We start from the raw sequence: 18,385 nt of genomic DNA on the forward strand, positions 1-18,385 counted from the left end.
TCCTTCCGTACGAGAAAGGTGCCGTCATGGCCAAGGCAGATCTCACCAACATCCCCCGGGCCCTGGACGCCCTCATCAGAACCACCCGCGACCCCCTGCGCCTGCGGATCCTCGAAGTGGTCAGGCGGCATTACCTGCTGGAGCTCACCGGCCGCTGGCCCGAGCTGTTCGAGCCCGACATGATGGTCGACGAGCCGGTCTACTTCATCGACCTCGACGGCGCCAGCGTGACCTTGACCGGCAAAGAGGTGAAGAACTTCTACGAACAGCAGGTCGGCCAGATGTTCTCCGTGCACGACCCGGTGCTCACGGTCAGCGAGGCCGGGTTCTGGGCCGACTCCACGTTCCACTTCTACATGACCGGCCGCGACCTGGCCGCCCAGGGGTTCCCGGTCAAGCCGTCCGACGACTGGTTCACCAAGCGCAACCGGATCCTCATGTACTGGCCACACGACCGGCTCGGGCGCGTCGTCGGCGAGCACGTGCACGATCACACCGCCGCGCGCCAGATCGTCCCGATCGCCACCGAGGACGTGATCACGCTGGACGACGCCGTACGCACGCTCACCCCGCTGATCCGCCCGCTGCCGCACTTCCCGACGGGGCAGGAGTGAAAAGATGTGATCCATGCGGCTTTCCGATCATCTGAGCTCGCTGATCGCGCCGGGCGCCACCTGGTCCACTGACCACGAAGGAGCCAGCGGCACGGCCCAGCGGGTCACGTCGGGATCGACGGTCTTCTACGTCAAGCAGGGCCCCCTCGCCAGGGCCGAGCACCTGCGCCTGCGCTGGCTCCGCGGACGGGTCCCCGTTCCCGAGGTGGTCGCCTACGAGGACCCGGTCCTCGTCCTCGCCGACGTGGCCGCGCCGTCGCTCGAAGCCGCGCCCGCCGGCATGGGCGCGGTGCTGGGCCGTACGCTGCGAAAGCTGCACGCGTTGCCCGTCGCCGAGTGCCCCTTCGACGGCCGGCTGCCGGCGGTGCTCGAACGCGCCGCGGCCAACGTCCGCGACGGCCTCGTGGACCCGGACGACTTCGACGACGACCATCTCGGGCTGAGCCCGGAGACGATCTGCGACCGGCTGGTGGCCACCGGCCCGCGCGAGGAGGACCTCGTCGTCGCGCACGGGGACTACACCCCCTCCAACGTGCTGGTGCCCGCCTCGGGAGAGCCCGTCGTCATCGACGTCCCGGCGCTGGGCGTGGCCGACCGCTACCGCGACCTCGCCATCGTCCGCAGAGAACTGTCCGAGGCGGCGTGGGAGGAGTTCCTCGCCGCCTACGGCCTCGTGGACCGCATCGACGAGGAGCGCCTCTCCTACTACCGGCTGCTGGACGAACTTCTCTGACCCCGGGGCAGGAGGAGCGGCTGCCGCGGGCGCTGGACATGGATCTGGACCCGGAGACCTTCCGCCATCTGGGCTGACCGCCCGGCTCGAAGCCGAGATCGTGAACCGGCCCGGCGCTAGTCGCGGGTGAACCCCGGCGGGAGAGAGTCTTCGTCGGGGCCGACCGGGCGGGCGTTGACCAGCGGGTCGCGGTGCAGGGTGGCGATCAGGGCGGCGGTGCCGCCGATGTCGGTCCAGGTGTCGTCCCAGAGGGCGGACACGAGCCAGGAGTGGTCCGCGGGGAAGAACAGGTCGGGCAGCGACCCGTCGCCGCGCATGTGCCCGGTCCGCCAGGTCAGAGCCTGTTCGGGCCCGGCTTCGACCAGGACGTAAGGCCAGTCCCAGTAAAGGGACCGCTTCGGAGCGCGGGGGAAGACGATGTCATGGGCACCGGTGTCGAGATAGCCCAGCAGCCAGGACTGGTCAGGGGTGTGTTCGACGAGCCCGGCGACCACGGCGCGTTCGTGGGCGTCGATCTCGACCCCGTCGGGCGGGTGGAAGGTGGCGTAGGCGTCGAACACCGGCGGGATCGCCGTGGTGACCGACAGGCCGGGCACGGTCCGGCCGGCGAGCCAGGCGACGTCGTCGGCCGTGCCGATCCGCCAGCTCCGCCCGTCTTTGGTGACGTCCATACTCATAGGTTGGGGCAAAGGATGAAGAGAGGCAGGACACGGCGGCCGGGCTCCTTGGCCGCCGCCTGGATCTCGCGGAGGTGGCCGACCGTCAACTGCAGCGGGGGCTCGTCAGGCTGGTACGTGGTGCGGACCGGATAGTCCACGCCCGCCTGCCGCGTCATCTCGATGTGGCAGCCGAGCACGTGGGTGACCGGCCGCCGATCGGCGAAGTCGACCAGCCGGTCGATGGTCTCGGCGAAGGCCGCCCGGTCTGAGATGTAGAGCCGGCCGGGATAGACCGTGTCGCCGGTGAGCAGGAACCCCGTCCACGGGTCATAGAACGTGACCGCCGCCTCGTGATGACCGGGGGTGGCCAGACATTCCAGCACCCGGCCCCCCAGATCGACCTCCGCCGCCGAGCCGTCGCCGAACCCGAAATACGTCCAGGCGGTGGCCAGGTCCGCGCCCACCACGGTGGTGCCGGGGCGGCCGGTGAACTGGCCGTCGCCGGCGATGTGGTCGCCGTGGGCGTGGGTGTGCAGCACCAGCAGGTGGTACGCCTCCCGGGGATGCCGCGCGAGCCAGCCCTCGACCAGCTCGTCGACCACCCGGCGCAACGGGAAGAACTCGGCGGACGCGGTGGCGCCGGTGTCGATCAGCACCGCCTGGGTGTTCCCGAACAGCAGGAACAGGAACGGCGCCTCATAGTTGATCGCCATGTTCTGCCGCAGGATGTAGGTGTGCTCGTCGTAGGCGTGCACCTGGATGTCGGGATCGGTGTTGTGCTTGGCCGACGGCGACCCGTGGATCCACCGGACGTCCAGCCCGTGGGGGCGGGAGACCTGGCCGGCGAAATCGATGAGGCCCATGACGACTCCTTGGGTGCGTCGTCTTGGCGGGCCGGGTACGGCGCACATCTCGTCCGGGGCAGGCACTTCCGTGGCTCCGCCGGCGACGCTATCACGACCGGTTCACGCGTTCGAGGCGGATCAGCGCGCTGGCGTAGTCGCCGGTGAGCCGCGGGGTGATGCCATGGCCCATCAGCAGCGCGCCGGACAGCACCGCACCGCCGTCCAGCCGGTACCCGGCCTCGGGGTCGAGGCCCCTCAGCCGGATCGGCGCCGGGTCGCCGTCGTACTGCTGGGCCTCCTGGTAGACGAGGACCACGGACTCCCCGCGGTCCGGGGTCACGTACTGGACCGCGGACGCCGATCGGCCCGGTTCGCCCAGCCGGTGCAGGCGGCCGTGCTGGACGATGGGGCGGATCTCCTTGTACCGGGCGATGAGGCCCCTGGCCTCCTCCGTCTCCTCGGCCGTCCAGGCGTTCAGGTCACCGCCGACGCCGAGCACCCCGGCCATCGCCACGTGGAACCGGTACGTCAGCGGCACCCGGCGCTTGTTGATGAAGGTCGGCAGGTCGGTCACCCAGCACGACATGGTGCGCGCCGGATAGAGGTGGCTGAAGCCGTGCTGGATGTGACGCCGGTCCAGCGCGTCGGTGTTGTCGGAGGTCCAGAACTGGTCGGTCCTGGCCATGATCCCGAAGTCGACCCGGCCACCGCCGCCCGAGCACGCCTCGAACGCCACGCCGGGATGCTTGCGGCGCAGCGCGTCGATCACGCCGTACACGCCGGTCACATGGTCGAGCCACAGCCGGCCCTGCCGGTCCGGCCGCTCCGGCCAGCCCGCGTCGGTGAACGGCCGGTTCATGTCCCACTTGACGAACCGCACGTCGTTGGCCGACAGGAGCGCGTCGAGCCGGCCGAAGACCCACTCGGCCACGTCCGGCCGGGCCAGGTTGAGGACGAGCTGGTTCCGCATGGTGTGCGGTTCCCGGCCGGCGTGGTGGTACGTCCACTCGGGGTGGGCGCGGTAGAGGTCGGAGTCGGGGTTGACCATCTCCGGCTCGATCCACAGCCCGAAGCCCATGCCGAGTGCGTGCACCTCGTCGATCAGCGGCTTCAGGCCGCCGGGGAAGCGATCGGTGTTGACCCACCAGTCGCCGAGTCCCGCCCGGTCGCTGGAGCGCCGGCCGAACCAGCCGTCGTCGAGGACGAACAGCTCGCAGCCCAGGGCCGCCGCCTTCCGTGCCAGCGCCCGCTGGCCCTGCTCGTCCACGTCGAAGCCGGTGGCCTCCCACGAGTTGAACAGCACCGGCCGGAGCTCGCCGGAGTTCGGCAGGACGTGGCGCAGCGCGTACTCGTGCCACGCGTGGCTCATCGCCCCGAACCCGTCCGCCGTGAACAGGCCCGAGCTGACCGGGGTCGTGAGCACTTCGCCCGGTTCGAGGCGGCGCGGGCCGAAGCCCTCGTGGCCCCAGCCGAACAGGATCTGGGCGGGTTCGTCCAGTTCGCGCTGGGCGAGCAGCCGCCACGAGCCGCTCCAGTGCAGCGTCCCGCTGTAGACCCGGCCGCTCTCCTCCGTGGCGGTGCCGTCGTCGATCGCGAACCACGGGTTCGCGTGGTGGCCGGTGATGCCGCGGCGGCTCTCCAGGACGAGGTGGCCGTCGGTGAGGTCGGTCCTGCGCACCTGCGTCTCCGCGGCCCAGCGGCCGGTCAGGTGGGTCATCCGGTGCCGCGACTGCTCGGGCATCACCCACGCGGCGGAGTCCAGGCGGTGTACGTCGACGGTGTCCGCGGCCGAGTCGTTGCGCACGACCACCCACCGGTCGATGACGTCACTGTCGTCGTGGACGCGGTAGTACAGGGTCACCACCAGCTCCTGCGCCTCGTACCACAGCGCCAGCTCCTGATGGCCGGGCCCGGCGGTGATCTCGTGCCGGGCGAGCCGCCACGCGATGGAGCGCACCGCGCCGGGGAACTCCACCGACAGCGCGGCCCGGCCGAACTGCAGCCCGCCGTCGAGCGGGTACTCCTCGTGCCGGTTCGCCGCCGAACGGAAGCAGACCCACTCCGAGGCCAGCCGTTCGGCGGTCGAGGCCGCCAGGTAGGCCGCGTCGCCGGCGGTGATGGGCGGGCCCCAGTAGGTGTGGATCGGGATGTCGTCCGCGCGCCCGACGTACGCCGAATAGGACGTGTGCGGGGTGTCGAGCAGCAGCACTCCGGTCTCGGCGTCGAAGGCCGCCGCGGCCGGGCGGGCGCTCACTTGACCGCTCCCGCCGTCAGACCGGCCACGAACTGCTTCTGCAGCGCCACGAAGAAGATCAGCACCGGCAGCGAGGCCAGGAACGAGAACGCGTACAGGGTGCCGAAGTTCGTCGAGTACTCGCCCACCGAGCGGTAGACGCCGACGGTGACCGTGGTGCCGGACTCGGGGCCGAGGATGACCAGCGGGCTGAGGAAGTCGTTCCAGACCCACACCCCGAGGAAGATCATCACGCTGGCGGCGGCGGGCCGCAGCGCCGGGAACACCACCTGCCAGAACATCCGCAGCCGGCTCGCGCCGTCGATACTGGCCGCCTCCTCGATGTCCACCGGCACGGTGCCGATGAACCCGGCGAAGACGAACACGCCGAACGGCAGGTAGTAGGCGACGTTGCCGAGCACCACGCCGGGCAGCGTGTTCATCAGGCCCGCGGCGTCGAGGACCTGGGTGACCGGCTGCAGGATCACCGCCGGCGGGATCATCAGGCCGGACAGCAGCATCAGCATCGCCGGCCTGGTCCAGCGCGCCTTCGAGCGCACCAGGTAGTGCGCCAGCATCGCCGAGATCAGCGTGAGCAGGAGCACCGACAGCACGGTGATCTGGACGCTGTTCAGCAGCGACGACCAGAACAGGCCGTCCGGGCGCCCGAAGACGGCCGCGAGGTTCTCGCCGGTGAGCGGCGCGGGCAGCCCGAGCGGCGAGGACTGGATCTCGGCGGGCGGCTTGAGCATGCCGGTGACGACGATGTAGATGGGAAAGAAGAACAGCGCGGTCAGCGCGACGGCGAAGATCGGCCGCACGACCTGGAACCGGGATGTCAAAGGTGTACCTCTCGACGTTGCAGCAGCCGCAGGACGACGCCGGTGATCGCGACGATGACGGCGAGCATGATCGTCGCCTCGGCCGCCGCGAACCCGATCCGGTCGCCTCGCACGCCCTTCTCGATGACGTCGAAGGCGATGGAGGCGGTGGCGTTGCGGCCGGGGCCGCCGTTGGTCAGCACCAGGATGTGCTCGTACACCTTGAAGCCGCTGATCAGCAGCATGACGGTGTTGATGGTGACCGAGGCCGCGATCATCGGCCAGGTGACCGACCTGAAGCGCCGCAGCGGGCCGGCGCCGTCCATGAGCGCCGCCTCGTGCAGTTCCTCCGGTACGGAGTTCAGCCCGGCGATGTAGACCACGACGCAGAAGCCGAGCATCTGCCAGCAGAGGATCCCGCTGATCGAGAACAGCGCGAGATCGGGATCGGACAGCCAGCGCGGGGCGTCGTCCACGCCGAGGTCCACCAGGATCGCGTTCAGCACGCCGTCGGGCCGCAGCAGGCTCTGCCAGATGACGCTGACGACGATGCCGCTCAGGATGACGGGCGTGAAGAACACCGAGCGCAGCAGCCGGTAGAGCAGGCTCTCCCGGTTCAGCAGCAGGGCGATGCCGAGCCCGAGCACGTTCGGCACGATCACGACGATCAGCGTGACGACGAAGGTGTTCTTCAGGACCAGCCAGAACTGGCCGTCCTGGAACAACCGGCCGAACTGGTCCAGCCCGGTCCAGGCGGTCCGCGGGTCGAACCGGGTCCGGTCGGTGAATCCGAGGACGATGGTCCACACGATCGGCACCAGGACCAGCACGCCGTACAGGAAGAGTCCGGGAAGGGCGAATCCGGAGAACTCACGCGCTCTGCGCAGCCGGCCACCCTTGCGGGAGTGGTGGCGGGGTGAGCCGGGCATGGGAAAGAGACCTCTCGATCAAAGGAAGAGTGCGGGCGGACGGGGTCCGCCCGCACGGGTGGTCGCCTACTGGAGGGCGGCGTACTCGTCGTTGAGCTTCTTCGCCACGGCGGCGGCGTCGGAGGTGCCGTCGAGAAGCTCCACCGCGATCTGCTGGATCGGTACGGTGAACTCGGCGGGCAGCCCGTTGTCCCCCTGCTCGATCGAGAAGGCGGGCACCACCGTGCCGTCCTTCACCGCCTTCTCGTAGATGGCCAGCGTCTCCTTGAAGAGCGGGCCCATGTCCGCCGGCGGCTGGTAGCCCGCGACCGTGTTGAAGGTTCCGTCGGCCTTGGTGAAGGCGTCGGAGGTCTCCTTGTCCTTGGTCCACTCCAGCGCGAACCTCTTGGCCAGCTCGACGTTCTCGGCCTTGGCGCTGACGCTGATGCCGCCGCCGGTCAGGTTCGGCACCACGGCCTTGCCGTCGTCGCTCGGCCAGGCGAAGACGCCGACCTCGAACGAGGGCTTGTCGTTGTCCGCGGAGGTGGCGAACCACGAGCCCATCGGGTACATCGCGGCCGACCCGGCGCGGAATGCCTTCTCGTGGTCGGCGTAGGAGCGGCTGGTGCCCTCCTTGTCGAGGTAGCCGAGCTTGGAGAGCTGCGCGATCTTCTCGGTCGCCTTGACGAAGGCGGGGTCGGTGAAGTTCTTGGCCTTGGACTTGATCTCCGTGGCGAAGCCCGGGTTCGCCAGGAAGACGTCGGTGCCGAGGACGCCCGCCCAGGCGTACATGCTGGCGAAGGTGTCCTGGCCGCCGCCGCCGACCGCGATCGGGGTGATGCCGGCGGCCTTCAGCTTGGCGCAGGCGTCGAGGAACTCGGCCCAGGTGGCCGGCACTTTGCCGATCTTGGCCTTGGCGAAGTCGTCCTTGTTGTAGTAGAGGAGCGACTGGGGCTGGGCGTTGGTGGGCAGCTGGTAGATCTTGCCGTTGATCGCGCCGGACTTGGGGTAGGCGTAGTCCTTCAGCTCTTCGGGGGTGAACTCGGCGAGCTGGCCGCCTTCGGCGAATCCCTGCGGGTTGACCGCCATCATGACGTCGGGGAGCTGGCCCGAGCTGGCCAGTTGCTTGGCGTAGGTGGTGCGGTCGACGTTCGGGGTGACCAGCTTCCTGATCTTGATGCCCGGGACCTTGGCGGAGACGCGCGCGATCGCCGAGTCCCACAGCGTGGCGGGCAGGTTGGGGGTCTCGAACGTGAGCATCGTCATCTCGGCCGTACCGCCGGACGCGGACGGCGCGGTCGTACCACCACTGGCACAGCCGGTGAGAGCTAGTGTCGTGAGCGTCGCAGCGGCGACCGCCCCTCTCCAACGTGCTGCCATGAGTGTTCCCTTCGGTCCTGCCGTCGCCGCGTGGCCCGAGTCCCGCACCGTAGATCTGTGATATGCAGAACAGTTAGCAATATTGTCGCCGCGAGCATAAGGACGCTTGATCGGATGAGTCAAGACGGAGAAGCAGCCACCCGCCTCGGAGACTCGTCGTTGCTGCGACGACTGAACGTGGCCGCCGCCCTGGGCGCCTTCATCAAGGCCCCCTCGCTCACGCTGCGGGAGCTACGGGCGATCGTGGGCGTGTCACGGCCGACCGCGGAGGACCTCCTCGCCGAGCTCCTCCAGAGCGGCCGGGTGGAGGAGACCGCGCCGCCGCGGCAGGCGACCGGCAGGGGCGCGGGACGCCCGGCCCGCCATTTCCGCTTCCGGGCCGAGTCCGGGCACGTCAGCGGCATCGACATCGGCGCGCACAAGACGCTGGCGGTGGTGACCGACCTGCGCGGCAACCCGCTCGCGTCGCACCGCAGGGAGCTGGATCCGGAGCTTCCCGCGCCCGAGCGGCTGCGGGCCGCGGTGGAGACCGCGCGGGCGTGCTGGCGCGAGGCGGGCCTCGGCCCCGGCGAGATCACCGGCGCGGCCTGCGGCGTGACCGGGACGCTGCGCGCGCCGGAGGGCGTCTTGGACGTGGCCGCCGGCCAGGCGGGGTCAGGGCTGGCCCCCTACTCCCTGCCCGGGTTCACCGAGGTGGACGTCGCCGCCACCCTGTCGGCCGGGCTGGGAACGCCGGTCGCCGTGGCCAACGACGTCAAGCTCGCCGCGCTGGCCGAGCACTGGAAGGGCGCGGCCCAGGACCACCGCAGCATCGTCTACATGTTCGCGGGCCACCGGGCCGGCGCCGGGCTCCTGCTGGACGGCCAGGTCTACCAGGGCAGACATGGCGCGGCCGGTGAAATAGGAGCTCTGCCGATGCTCGGCTGGGAGCGGGCGATGACCCGGCTGCACGCCCGCGGGGCCGAACTCGCGGCGGGCAGCGCCTCCGCGGCGGGGCGGGAGGGCGAGCTGGTCATCGCCTCCGCGGCCCGGCAGGACCCGGAGAGCCTCGCGGTGCTGATCGAGTTCACCGAGGTGCTCGCGCGCGGCGCCGCCGTCCTGGCGCTCGCGGTGGATCCGGAGATCGTCGTGCTCGGCGGCGGCATGTCGCGCGGCGGCGCGATCGTCGCCGAGCCGTTCCGCCGCGAGCTGGCCAAGCTCACGCTGTTCCCGATCGAGGTGGTCACCTCGACGATGGGCGCCGACTCGGTGGCACTCGGCGCCGCCCGGATGGCCCTCGACACGGTTCTGGACTCACTCCTCGAAGTACCCGGAAGTGATCCGAGGTCTTGACCGGGGGCCACCGTCGTTGGATCATCGGGATTCCGATTAAGCAGTGTTGTTTGCATTATTCGGCCCGATCGCCCCAACGAGAAAGCCGGTGGTCATGAACCTCCCCCCACCCACCCGTAGCGGCTCTGAACGCCGGCCGCTCAGGTCCCGGCGCTTCGCCGGCGTCACTCTCGCCCTGGCCCTCTCGCTCGTGGCGGCGCTGCTCGGCGCGGTGCCCGCCGCGGCCGAGGTCGAGCACCCGCGCCAGCAGTGGATGCGCGAGTCCACGGCCGGACTGTTCCTGCACTGGGGCATGTTCACCGCACCCGCCCATACCGACTGCGCCGCCTGGGAACGTGACGTGACCGAGGGCGGCTGGAGCGCCGGCTACTGGGTGGACGAGGCGAAGAAGCTGCGCGCCTCGTACATCGTGCTGGCGACCTTCCACAGCCGGCTCGGGTACGCCCGGCCGTGGCCGTCGGAGATCCCGGGCAGTTGCGCGACCAAGCGGGACCTTCTCGGCGAGCTGGTCGAGGCGGGCAAGGCCAAGGGCGTCCGCGTCCTGCTCTACATGACCGACGACCCGCAGTGGCACAACGAGGCCGGGATCCAGACCCTCGACTCCGCCGCCTACTCCGCCCACAAGGGCAAGCAGGTGGACCTCACGACACGCGAGGGTTTCGGCGAGTACAGCTACGACCTGTTCCACGAGGTCATGGACAAGTACCCCGACCTGTCCGGCTTCTGGATCGACAACGACAACGCCTACTGGGAGCGCAACAAGCTGTACGAGCAGATCCGTGAGAAGCGGCCGGCCTGGTTGTTGAGCAACAACAACGAGGACACGCCGATCATGGACACCGTCAGCAACGAGCAGAAGACCGGCATCACCCCGGCATACGACTACCCGGCGGCCACGTACACGCCGATGCCGCGTCTCACCGAGGCCGACTACAAGCTGCCGACCAGCGGCGCCTGGTGGTACGACGGCAAGGACAACGCCGTCGACCTCCCGCTGAGCATCGGCCGGTACGTCGCCAACGCCGGCTCGTCGATCAAGTCGCTGATGGCCGAGACCCCGATGGTGAACGGCAAGTTCCCGCCGAGCCAGGAGAACTTCAACACCTTCATGGACACCTGGCTGCCTCCCATCTGGTCCGCCATCACGGGCACCAAGGGCGGCGGCTACATGTACGGCGGCATGCAGCCGGGCTTCTGGAACGACGGCGCCCACGGGGTCATCACGGTGGCCGACGAGGCGAGGACCCAGTACGTCCACGTGCTGACCAAGCCGAAGAGCCAGGACATGGTCCGGCTGCGGGACAACGGCTACCGGGTGACCCAGGTCACCGACGTGCGGACCGGCGCGCCCTTCCGGTTCACCCAGTCCGGCGGATATCTGTCGATCCTCGGCGTCACCACCTGGGACACCTACGACACCGTCTTCAAGGTCCGCACCGCCGGGCAGCAGCACTTCCTCAAGCCCGGCACGGTGAAGGCCACCGCGTCGGCGGCGAAGGAGGGCTTCCCCGCCGCCAATCTGGTGGACGGCGACTACACCACCTACTGGGACAGCAACGGGAACCAGCCGGTGTCGGTGTCGCTGGACCTCGGCAAGCGCCGCAAGGTGGCCTACCTCGCCGTCAACCAGACCGAGTGGTCGCCCACGCACGCCCGCGAGTCGTTCGGCCGGCCGGAGGACTCCGCCCGGATCATGAACTACAAGGTGTACACGAGCAAGGACGGCAGGAACTGGGGCGAGCCGGTGCGCAGCAGTGCGATGCGCAGCGCCCGCGGCACCCAGTTCATCGACCTCGGCGCGCAGGACACGCGCTACCTGAAGCTCGAAGTGCTGGACACCTGGAGCGGCGCCCAGGCGAAGCCGTTCTTCAAGCAGCTCAAGATCGATGAGATCCGGGTGGCGTCGGACTATCCGGCGCGGGACACCGACGGCATGCCGCTGGAGGCGGAGGCCGGGCAGAACGACCGGGACGGCAAGGCCCGCGTCACCGGCTGCGACGCGTGCTCCGGCGGTGAGCAGATCACCCGGCTGGGCGGCGGCGCCCGCAACGCCGTCACCTACCGGGGTGTCCAGGTCGCCGCGGCGGGCACGTACCGGCTCGAACTCGACTACACCGCGCCCAAGGCCGGGTCCCTGTCGGTGAGCGTCAACGGCGCCGCGCCGATCAAGAAGGCCGTCGCCGCCACCGGCGTGGAGGTCCCCATGGACGCCTCCATCGCGGTGCCGCTGGCCGCCGGCGACAACACCGTCAAGGTGTTCAGCGACGACCAGCAGGGCCCGGGCCTGGACCGGATCGTGGTCGGGCCGCTGCCTTCGGCGTCGGCCACGCCGAAGACCACGATGACCGTGAGACCGTCCGGCGTGGTCTGGGTCGGCCCCGGGCAGCAGTCCGTGACGATCTCCGCGAAACTGCGCCTGGACGAGGACACGGTCGACAACGTGCGGCTCGCTCCCGTGGTGCCGGCGGGCTGGACCCTCGAAGGCGCCCCCGTGACCGCCTCCGGCCTGCGTCTCGGCCAGTCGATCGAGGGCACCTGGACGGTCACCGGCCCCGCCGCCGGTGGTGCCGCGCAGGTGCCGGTCAAGGCGGACTTCCAGACGGTCGGCCTGCCGCACAGCGTGTCGAAGGTGGTGCCGATCCAGGTCCGTCCCGCCGACCGCGTCTTCATGCGCGAGGCGGAGAGCTCGCTGAACGACATCGGCAGCGCCGGCGTCACGAACTGCGGGCGCTGCTCAGGTTCGCAGAAGGTACGCAACATCGGCGGCTCCGCCGACGCGTTCGTCCGCTTCGACGACGTCACGGTGGACCAGGCCGGTGAATACCAGTTGTTCATCGACTTCACCGTCAACGGGAACCGCTCGTACTTCGTCACGGTCAACGGCGGCACCCCGATCGAGGTGCCGACCAGCGGCATGGGCAACGACACCGTCTACACGAAGGCGGTGACCGTCTCCTTGAAGGCGGGCGCCAACACGATCACCTTCGGCAACGACACCGACTCCGCTCCGGACCTCGACCGGATCTCCCTGGGTTCGTAGCCTTCTGCGCGGCGGCCGGCTGGCCGGCCGCCGCGCCCCTCTTTCCTGTCGGCAGCCAGTGTGTGCGATACACCGGACCGAAAGTGCGACTCTCACGTCGCGCGGGCGTCCCCCTGACCAGGAAGGCTCCCGCTGACGGACGCTCAGTCGACCAGGCCGGCGCGGTAGGCGGCGATGGCCACCTGGACCCGGTTGGTGACGGCGAGCTTGTCGAACAGGTGGGAGATGTGGCTTTTGACGGTCGCCTCGCTCACGTGCAGGCTGGCCGCGATCTCGGTGTTGGAGCGGCCGAGCCCCACCTCGGTGAGCACCTCGCGCTCGCGGCCGGTGAGGGTCTCCAGCCGGGCGAGCGCGTCGCGGCGGCGCCGGACGGGCACGTCGGTGGTGACGCGGTGGATCAGCCGCCGGGTCACCCGCGGGGACAGCATCGAGTCGCCGCCGTGCGCGAGGCGTACCGCCTGGATCAGGTCGTGCGGCGAGGTGTCCTTGAGGAGGAATCCGCAGGCCCCGGCCTCCAGCGCGGTGAAGACGTGCTCGTCGCTGTCGAACGTGGTGAGGATGACGACCGCGGGCGCGGGGGCGAGCAGGCGGATGGCCTCGGTGGCGGCGAGGCCGTCGGTCCGTGGCATCCGGATGTCCATCAGGATGACGTCCGGCCGCAGGCGGTGCACGGCGTCGACCGCCTCGTCGCCGTCGGCGGCCTCCCCCACCACCTCCACGTCGGGTGCGGATTCGAGGATGAACCGCAGTCCGGCGCGGATCAGCGACTCGTCATCCACCAGCAGCGTCCTGATCATGTGTGCCCCTCGCGGACGCGTCCCACGGCAACCGGCCCTCCAGGCGCCAGCCTCCCGCATCGTCGGGCCCGCCGCGCACCGTTCCGCCGATCAGCCGGAATCGTTCCGCCAGGCCGACGAGACCGGCCTGGGCGCCGGAGGAGTGCGCGGCGGGCCGGAGCGGCCGCTCGTTGGTGACCGTGATCGTGACGCCGTCCTGCGGGTTTCCGGTCACGGTGACGGTGACGGGTGCTCCGGAAGCGTGTTTGTACGCGTTGGTCAGCCCTTCCTGGACGAGCCGGTAGGCGGCCCTGGCCGTCACCACCGGCAGCGTGCCAAGGTCGGCGTCCAGCGTGACGGTGTTGCCGGCGGATGCCCAGGACTCCACCAATCTCCGCAGGTCCGGAAATTTGTCGTCATGTCCGGCCCGCAGCACGCCCACGATCTTCCGCAGCTCTTCGAGGGCCTCCTGCGCGGTGGCCCGGATCAGCGCCGCCTCCCGCTCGACCCGTACCGGCTCCGCGCCGGGGTTGACCTCCAGTCCGCCGGCGTGCAGCGAGATGAGGGTGACCTTGTGGGCGAGCACGTCGTGCATCTCGCGGGCGATCCGGCCGCGTTCGGCGGTTTTCGCCTGTTCGTCGCGCAGGTGACGTTCGGTCTCGGCGCGCTCGGCGCGTTCCCGCAGGGAGCTGGTGAGCTCGCGGCGGGTGGCGGTGTATCCGCCGGCCACCAGCGCGGCGGCGGTGGCGGCCAGCGCGGAGACCAGCGCGTCCGTGCTGAACCGGCCGTTGTCGACCCACTGCTGGGCCAGGAATCCCGCCACGCCGATCGCCGCCAGCGCCGCGAACCGCATGCCCAGGCGCGCCCCCGCGCCGGAGAACAGGCCGATCAGCAGCGGCCCTGGGTTGCCCGACAGCGCGTACGCGGCCGCCCCGACGACGGCGACCGCCACCGGCCACCGGTCGCGGAACCACACGGCGCCCGTGGCGGCCAGCCCGGCGGCCCCGATCACCGCGCGCGGCAGCGGGGCCCACTGCCCCTTGACCGCCAGAACGGTCAGGACCAGGCAGAACGCCACGGAGACCGCGCTGATCGCGGGCGGACCGAGGGTGACGACCCGCCGCAGCGTGTCCCGGTACGTCGCCATCGGCCCAGCGTAGCCAGGGCGGCGCCGCGTCACCTCAGACGAACGTCGACACCGTCCATCCTGAAATTTCCGACTTTAGTGTGATGCGACCTTGGCCGCGATGGCGATGCGCCCGCACCCCCGCCGACGGCACCGTTGGTGGCTCCCGACCATGTCAGGAGTCACGCCGTGTGGCCGATCGCCCTCCCCCTCATCGCCGCGCTGTCGCTGGCGCCCGCCGGACCGCCCGCCCAGCAGCTCGCGGACTTCTTCGACGCCGCGATGGCGAAAGGGCTGGCCGCCAACCATGTGCCGGGCGCGGTGGTCTCGGTCGTGGGCGGCGGAAAGACGCTCTTCAGCAAGGGCTACGGCCTGGCCGACCGCGAGAACGGGACCCCGTTCGACCCCGGCACCTCCTTGGTACGGATCGCCTCGATCACCAAGCTGTTCACCTGGACCGCGGTGATGCAACAGGTGCAGGCGGGCAGGCTGGACCTGCACACGGACGTGAACCGCTACCTCACCACCTTCCGTATCCCCGCGACCTACCCCCGGCCGATCACCCTGGCGCACCTGATGGACCACACCGCCGGGTTCGAGGATCGCACCATCGGCCTGGGCTCGCGGCGCAAGGCCGACGTGCCGCCGCTGGGCACCTATCTCGCCGAGCACCTGCCGGCCCGGATCCGCCCGCCCGGCGAGGTATCGGCCTATTCCAACCATGGCGCGGCGCTGGCCGGGCACATCGTGTCGCAGGTGAGCGGACAGCCCTACGACCAGTACGTGAAGGACCACATCCTGGACCCGCTCGGCATGCGGCACAGCACGGCCTCCGAACCGGTCCCCGCCCCCTTGGCCACGAACCTGGCCCGCAGCTACGCCTACGAGGACGGGACGTACCAGCGCAAACCCTTCGTCTTCGACAACCTCCCACCCGACGGATCGATCAGCGCCACCGCCGACGACATGGCCCGCTTCATGATCGCCAATCTGAAGGACAAGCCCATACCCCAGCGCTCCTTCACCGCCGACCCCCGCATCGACGGGTACGCCCACGGGTTCAAGGAGCAGACCCTCAACGGGCATCGGGTGATCATGCACGACGGAAGCTGGGAGGGCTTCCAGAGCGTGCTCCTGCTGGTGCCCGGCGCCGACCTCGGCCTGTTCGTCTCCACCAACGGCACGGGCGGCATCGACGCCGTCACCGAACTCGTACCCGCCTTCTTCGACCGCTTCCTGCCAGGCACCCGAGCCGCTCCCGGCGAGGGCAGGGCGGGCACGCCGGTGGCGGGCTTCTACCGGCCGGCCCGCACCACCGAGTCGACCATCGAGAAGGTGCTCGCCCTCACCAACTCCTCCCGGCTACGGATCGAGGCCGACGGGAGGCTCGCCTTCAAGGGCACGACGTGGCGCCCGCTGGCACCGGGGCTCTACCAGCAGGACGGCGGCTCCCAGCGGCTGGCGTTCGTCACGAACGGCACCACATACGCGGTCACCGACGGCCCCGCCTACGAACTCGTCCCCTGGTGGGAGACCCCACCGGCCAACCTCGTCGTCATCTCGGTGTTCGCCGTCACCGCCCTGACGGCCGTGCTCGGCCTGCCCGCCGCCGCGCTCCGCCGGGAACGTCGGAAACGCCGGACGCCGCGCGCCTGGCGCGCCGCCCGCCTCCTCGCCGGATCGGCCGGTACCGCCGGGCTCGCGTTCGTCGTCCTGTTCACGCTGACCCTGACCGGCGAAACGAGCATCCTGTACGGCGTCCCGACGACCCTCCGGATGCTGCTCCTCCTTCCTCCGCTGTTCCTCGCCCTCACCGCCGCCGCGATCACCACCACCGTGATCGGGTGGAGACACCGCCCCATCGGCCTCCTGGCCCGCGTTCACCAGGTGACCCTGCTGGCCGGAGCGCTGGCGCTCGCCTGGTTCTGCCTGCACTGGAACCTGGTCGGCTGGCAGTTCGGCTGAGTCAGCCGGCGACCTTGACGGTGGCGGTCCGGCCGGCCGGCACGGGCACCACGGCGACGGTACGGGCCACGCCGTCGACCACCTTGCGCAGACCGGGGACGCGGTGGCCGTTGACCTCCAGCCACCGGTGCTCACCCGCGAACCGCGCCTCCCAGAAACGAAGCCCATCAGACCCGTTGGTGAAGGCCGAGGACACCTGCCCGTCATGCCGCACGGTCACGGTGCCGTCGCCGACCGGCACATCGGCCACTCGCAGCCAGCCGATGTCGGCGGGCAGCCGCGACTGGGTGGCGACGGTCCGCCTCGGCGCGTCGGGCTGGATGCCCATGAGCCCCTCGACGGTCTGGCCGACCAGCGTGAACGGCACCTCGGGATAGTCGCCGTTGAGCCCCTGGCGGCTGTTGACGTGGTTGGTCTCGCGCTGGTCGTAGACGTGGCGCATCCACTTCCACGCGGTCTCGTTGCGGTCGTGCCGGAAGAAGGTGTCGGGCAGGTACGTGATCGCCTCGATGTTGCGCGGCCGCCCCGCCCCGGTCGCCTCGGCGTCGATGAGGTCGAGGTAGGCGTCGTTGCGCGGCCCGGCGTCGATGATGCCCTTCATCGGCATGAACCAGCTGTTCTCCTTGCCGAAGCCGGTCAGCGGGGTGCCGTCGACGGTGTACGCGCGGACGAGCTCATCCGAGCCGGGCTTCACGCTCCACGTCCGGTTGAAGTAGCTCTTCAGGTCGCGGGCCTGCCTGGCGGCCCGCAGCGACGTCTTGATGTCCCGCTTGTCGCGAGCGAGCGCGGCCAGGGCGCGGTATGCCTGGTATTGGGCGCCGATGGCGTCGCCCGCCTCGGCCAGTGGCTCGCCGCTGACCTCGTTGTAGCTGGCCGCGCCCTGGAAGATGCCCTTGCCCGTGCCCTCGGCGACCTTGTTGGGGAGCCGGCCGTCGTGCAGCGTGACGAAGTCGCCGGTGGCGCGCTGGTAGTAGTTCCAGAGCACCGGATCGTCGACGTAGTCGCGGTCACCGGTCCACCTGAACGCCAGGTCGGCCTTCTCCACCAGCTCGAACGTGGCGGGCACCTCGCGGACGAAGTTCGTCGGCGAGCGGTAGTCGATGGCCAGGTAGGTCTTGGCGTCGAAGTTCAGCGCCCAGACCGGGTAGAACTTGTGCTCCTCGGTCGCCGAGGCGGCGAAGGAGCGCAGCATGGTCTTGTTCTCCCGGTCCAGCCCCAGGATGTGCGCCCCGGCGAGCTGGTGGGCGAAGTCGCGCGAGTAGTAGCCGGTGCGGTGGGCGTAGCCGGCCCAGTAGGTGGAGGTGTAGACGCCCTCGCCGGTGCCCGCCGGGTTCCGCTCGTCCACGTTGAGCGGGCCGGGGACGCCGTCCTGGTGCGCCCAGCCGCTCGCCTTGGCCTTGGCCCAGTCGAACAGCTCGACGATCTTGGGGTTGGACGAGGTGACGCGCGGGCCTCCGGTGGTCCCGGGCGAGACCATCACGTCGTCGACGTTGACCCAGCCGGAGCCGGAGCCGAAAACGATCTCCAGGCGGTCGCCCTCGGCCAGTTCCACGTTCGGGTGGGTGTACCTGCTGTACGTGGCGCGCGACGGCAGGGTGATCGTGCCCGCGCCGGCGCCGTTGCGCAGGACGGTGAACGTGCCGCCCGCGCCGCCGGTGGCGATCCAGGCCGAGATCGTGTAGCGGCCCGCGGCGGGGGCCGTGATCGCCTGGCCGACGCTCTTGCCCGCGCCGGCGTCGAGGTAGACGAGCTTGGCGCCGCCGTGGGGCTTGTTGGTGGCGACGCCGGTGCCCGGGGTGAACGTCCAGCCCTCGGCGTCCTTCTCGAACCCCGGGTTGACGACGACGAGCGGGCCGGCGGCGGCGCGGGCGGGGGTCAGGGTCGTGGCGGCCAGTAGCGAGGAGCCGATGAGGACGGGTAATGCCTTCCACTTCATGAGATTCTCCCGATGAT

The 18,385-nt window shown here is 70.3% G+C and carries 14 protein-coding genes, 1 pseudogene and 1 riboswitch; of the genes and pseudogenes, 6 read left to right on the forward strand and 9 right to left on the reverse strand.

Translation table 11 applies throughout. The features are described 5' to 3' along the window. Positions 1–26 precede the first annotated feature (26 nt). On the forward strand, positions 27–614 hold the full coding sequence (locus tag C4V41_RS06190) for a hypothetical protein (protein WP_146103560.1): 588 nt from the start codon (positions 27–29) through the stop codon (positions 612–614). A 13-nt stretch (positions 615–627) separates the two neighbouring features. After that, positions 628–1,347, forward strand: a complete 720-nt coding sequence (locus C4V41_RS06195) for an aminoglycoside 3'-phosphotransferase (protein WP_103954827.1) — start codon at positions 628–630, stop codon at positions 1,345–1,347. 116 nt (positions 1,348–1,463) lie between these two features. Here the strand turns inward: C4V41_RS06195 and C4V41_RS62755 are convergent, their stop codons facing one another. The 6 genes from C4V41_RS62755 to C4V41_RS06225 form a co-directional block, all read right to left on the reverse strand. Continuing rightward, positions 1,464–2,018 carry a hypothetical protein gene (locus tag C4V41_RS62755; RefSeq protein ID WP_200823791.1) on the reverse strand — a complete coding sequence of 185 codons (555 nt, stop codon included), beginning with the start codon at positions 2,016–2,018 and terminating at the stop codon, positions 1,464–1,466. Between the two features lie 2 nt (positions 2,019–2,020). Continuing rightward, positions 2,021–2,869, reverse strand: a complete 849-nt coding sequence (locus tag C4V41_RS06205) for an MBL fold metallo-hydrolase (protein ID WP_103954828.1) — start codon at positions 2,867–2,869, stop codon at positions 2,021–2,023. 12 nt (positions 2,870–2,881) lie between these two features. Next, a riboswitch (guanidine-III (ykkC-III) riboswitch) is annotated at positions 2,882–2,949 on the reverse strand. A gap of 11 nt (positions 2,950–2,960) precedes the next feature. Beyond that, positions 2,961–5,105, reverse strand: a complete 2,145-nt coding sequence (locus tag C4V41_RS06210) for an alpha-galactosidase (RefSeq protein WP_103954829.1) — start codon at positions 5,103–5,105, stop codon at positions 2,961–2,963. Further along, complete coding sequence (locus C4V41_RS06215; protein WP_200823792.1) at positions 5,102–5,926, reverse strand: carbohydrate ABC transporter permease; 825 nt, start codon at positions 5,924–5,926, stop codon at positions 5,102–5,104. The genes C4V41_RS06210 and C4V41_RS06215 overlap by 4 nt, the downstream gene beginning before the upstream one ends. Further along, a complete protein-coding gene (locus tag C4V41_RS06220) occupies positions 5,923–6,834 on the reverse strand; it encodes a carbohydrate ABC transporter permease (protein ID WP_103954830.1) in 912 nt (303 codons plus the stop codon). Before C4V41_RS06220 ends, C4V41_RS06215 begins: the two co-directional genes overlap by 4 nt. Before the next feature lie 66 nt (positions 6,835–6,900). Beyond that, positions 6,901–8,193, reverse strand: coding sequence for an ABC transporter substrate-binding protein (locus tag C4V41_RS06225; protein ID WP_103954831.1), 1,293 nt, complete (start codon positions 8,191–8,193; stop codon positions 6,901–6,903). A gap of 114 nt (positions 8,194–8,307) precedes the next feature. Here C4V41_RS06225 and C4V41_RS06230 point away from each other — a divergent pair, with 114 nt between their 5' ends. The 3 genes and pseudogenes from C4V41_RS06230 to C4V41_RS06240 form a co-directional block, all read left to right on the forward strand. Further along, a complete protein-coding gene (locus C4V41_RS06230) occupies positions 8,308–9,525 on the forward strand; it encodes an ROK family protein (RefSeq protein ID WP_103954832.1) in 1,218 nt (405 codons plus the stop codon). Between the two features lie 94 nt (positions 9,526–9,619). Next, a complete protein-coding gene (locus C4V41_RS06235; RefSeq protein WP_103955648.1) occupies positions 9,620–12,565 on the forward strand; it encodes a CBM35 domain-containing protein in 2,946 nt (981 codons plus the stop codon). Positions 12,566–12,627: 62 nt separating this feature from the next. Then, positions 12,628–12,693, forward strand: a pseudogene (locus C4V41_RS06240) (30S ribosomal protein S4); the annotation flags it as partial. Between the two features lie 15 nt (positions 12,694–12,708). Here C4V41_RS06240 and C4V41_RS06245 read toward each other — a convergent pair. Next, positions 12,709–13,362 carry a response regulator transcription factor gene (locus tag C4V41_RS06245; RefSeq protein WP_103954833.1) on the reverse strand — a complete coding sequence of 218 codons (654 nt, stop codon included), beginning with the start codon at positions 13,360–13,362 and terminating at the stop codon, positions 12,709–12,711. Beyond that, a complete protein-coding gene (locus C4V41_RS06250; protein ID WP_103954834.1) occupies positions 13,337–14,488 on the reverse strand; it encodes a sensor histidine kinase in 1,152 nt (383 codons plus the stop codon). Before C4V41_RS06250 ends, C4V41_RS06245 begins: the two co-directional genes overlap by 26 nt. 168 nt (positions 14,489–14,656) lie before the next feature. On the opposite strand from C4V41_RS06250, the gene C4V41_RS06255 reads away from it, so the two are divergent. Next, positions 14,657–16,432, forward strand: coding sequence for a serine hydrolase domain-containing protein (locus tag C4V41_RS06255; protein WP_103954835.1), 1,776 nt, complete (start codon positions 14,657–14,659; stop codon positions 16,430–16,432). 1 nt (position 16,433) lies between these two features. On the opposite strand, the gene C4V41_RS06260 is transcribed toward C4V41_RS06255, so the two are convergent. After that, positions 16,434–18,368, reverse strand: a complete 1,935-nt coding sequence (locus tag C4V41_RS06260; protein ID WP_103954836.1) for a carbohydrate-binding protein — start codon at positions 18,366–18,368, stop codon at positions 16,434–16,436. Positions 18,369–18,385: the final 17 nt, after the last annotated feature.

The organism is Nonomuraea solani (genome assembly GCF_900108335.1).
GTDB classification, from domain to species: domain Bacteria; phylum Actinomycetota; class Actinomycetes; order Streptosporangiales; family Streptosporangiaceae; genus Nonomuraea; species Nonomuraea solani.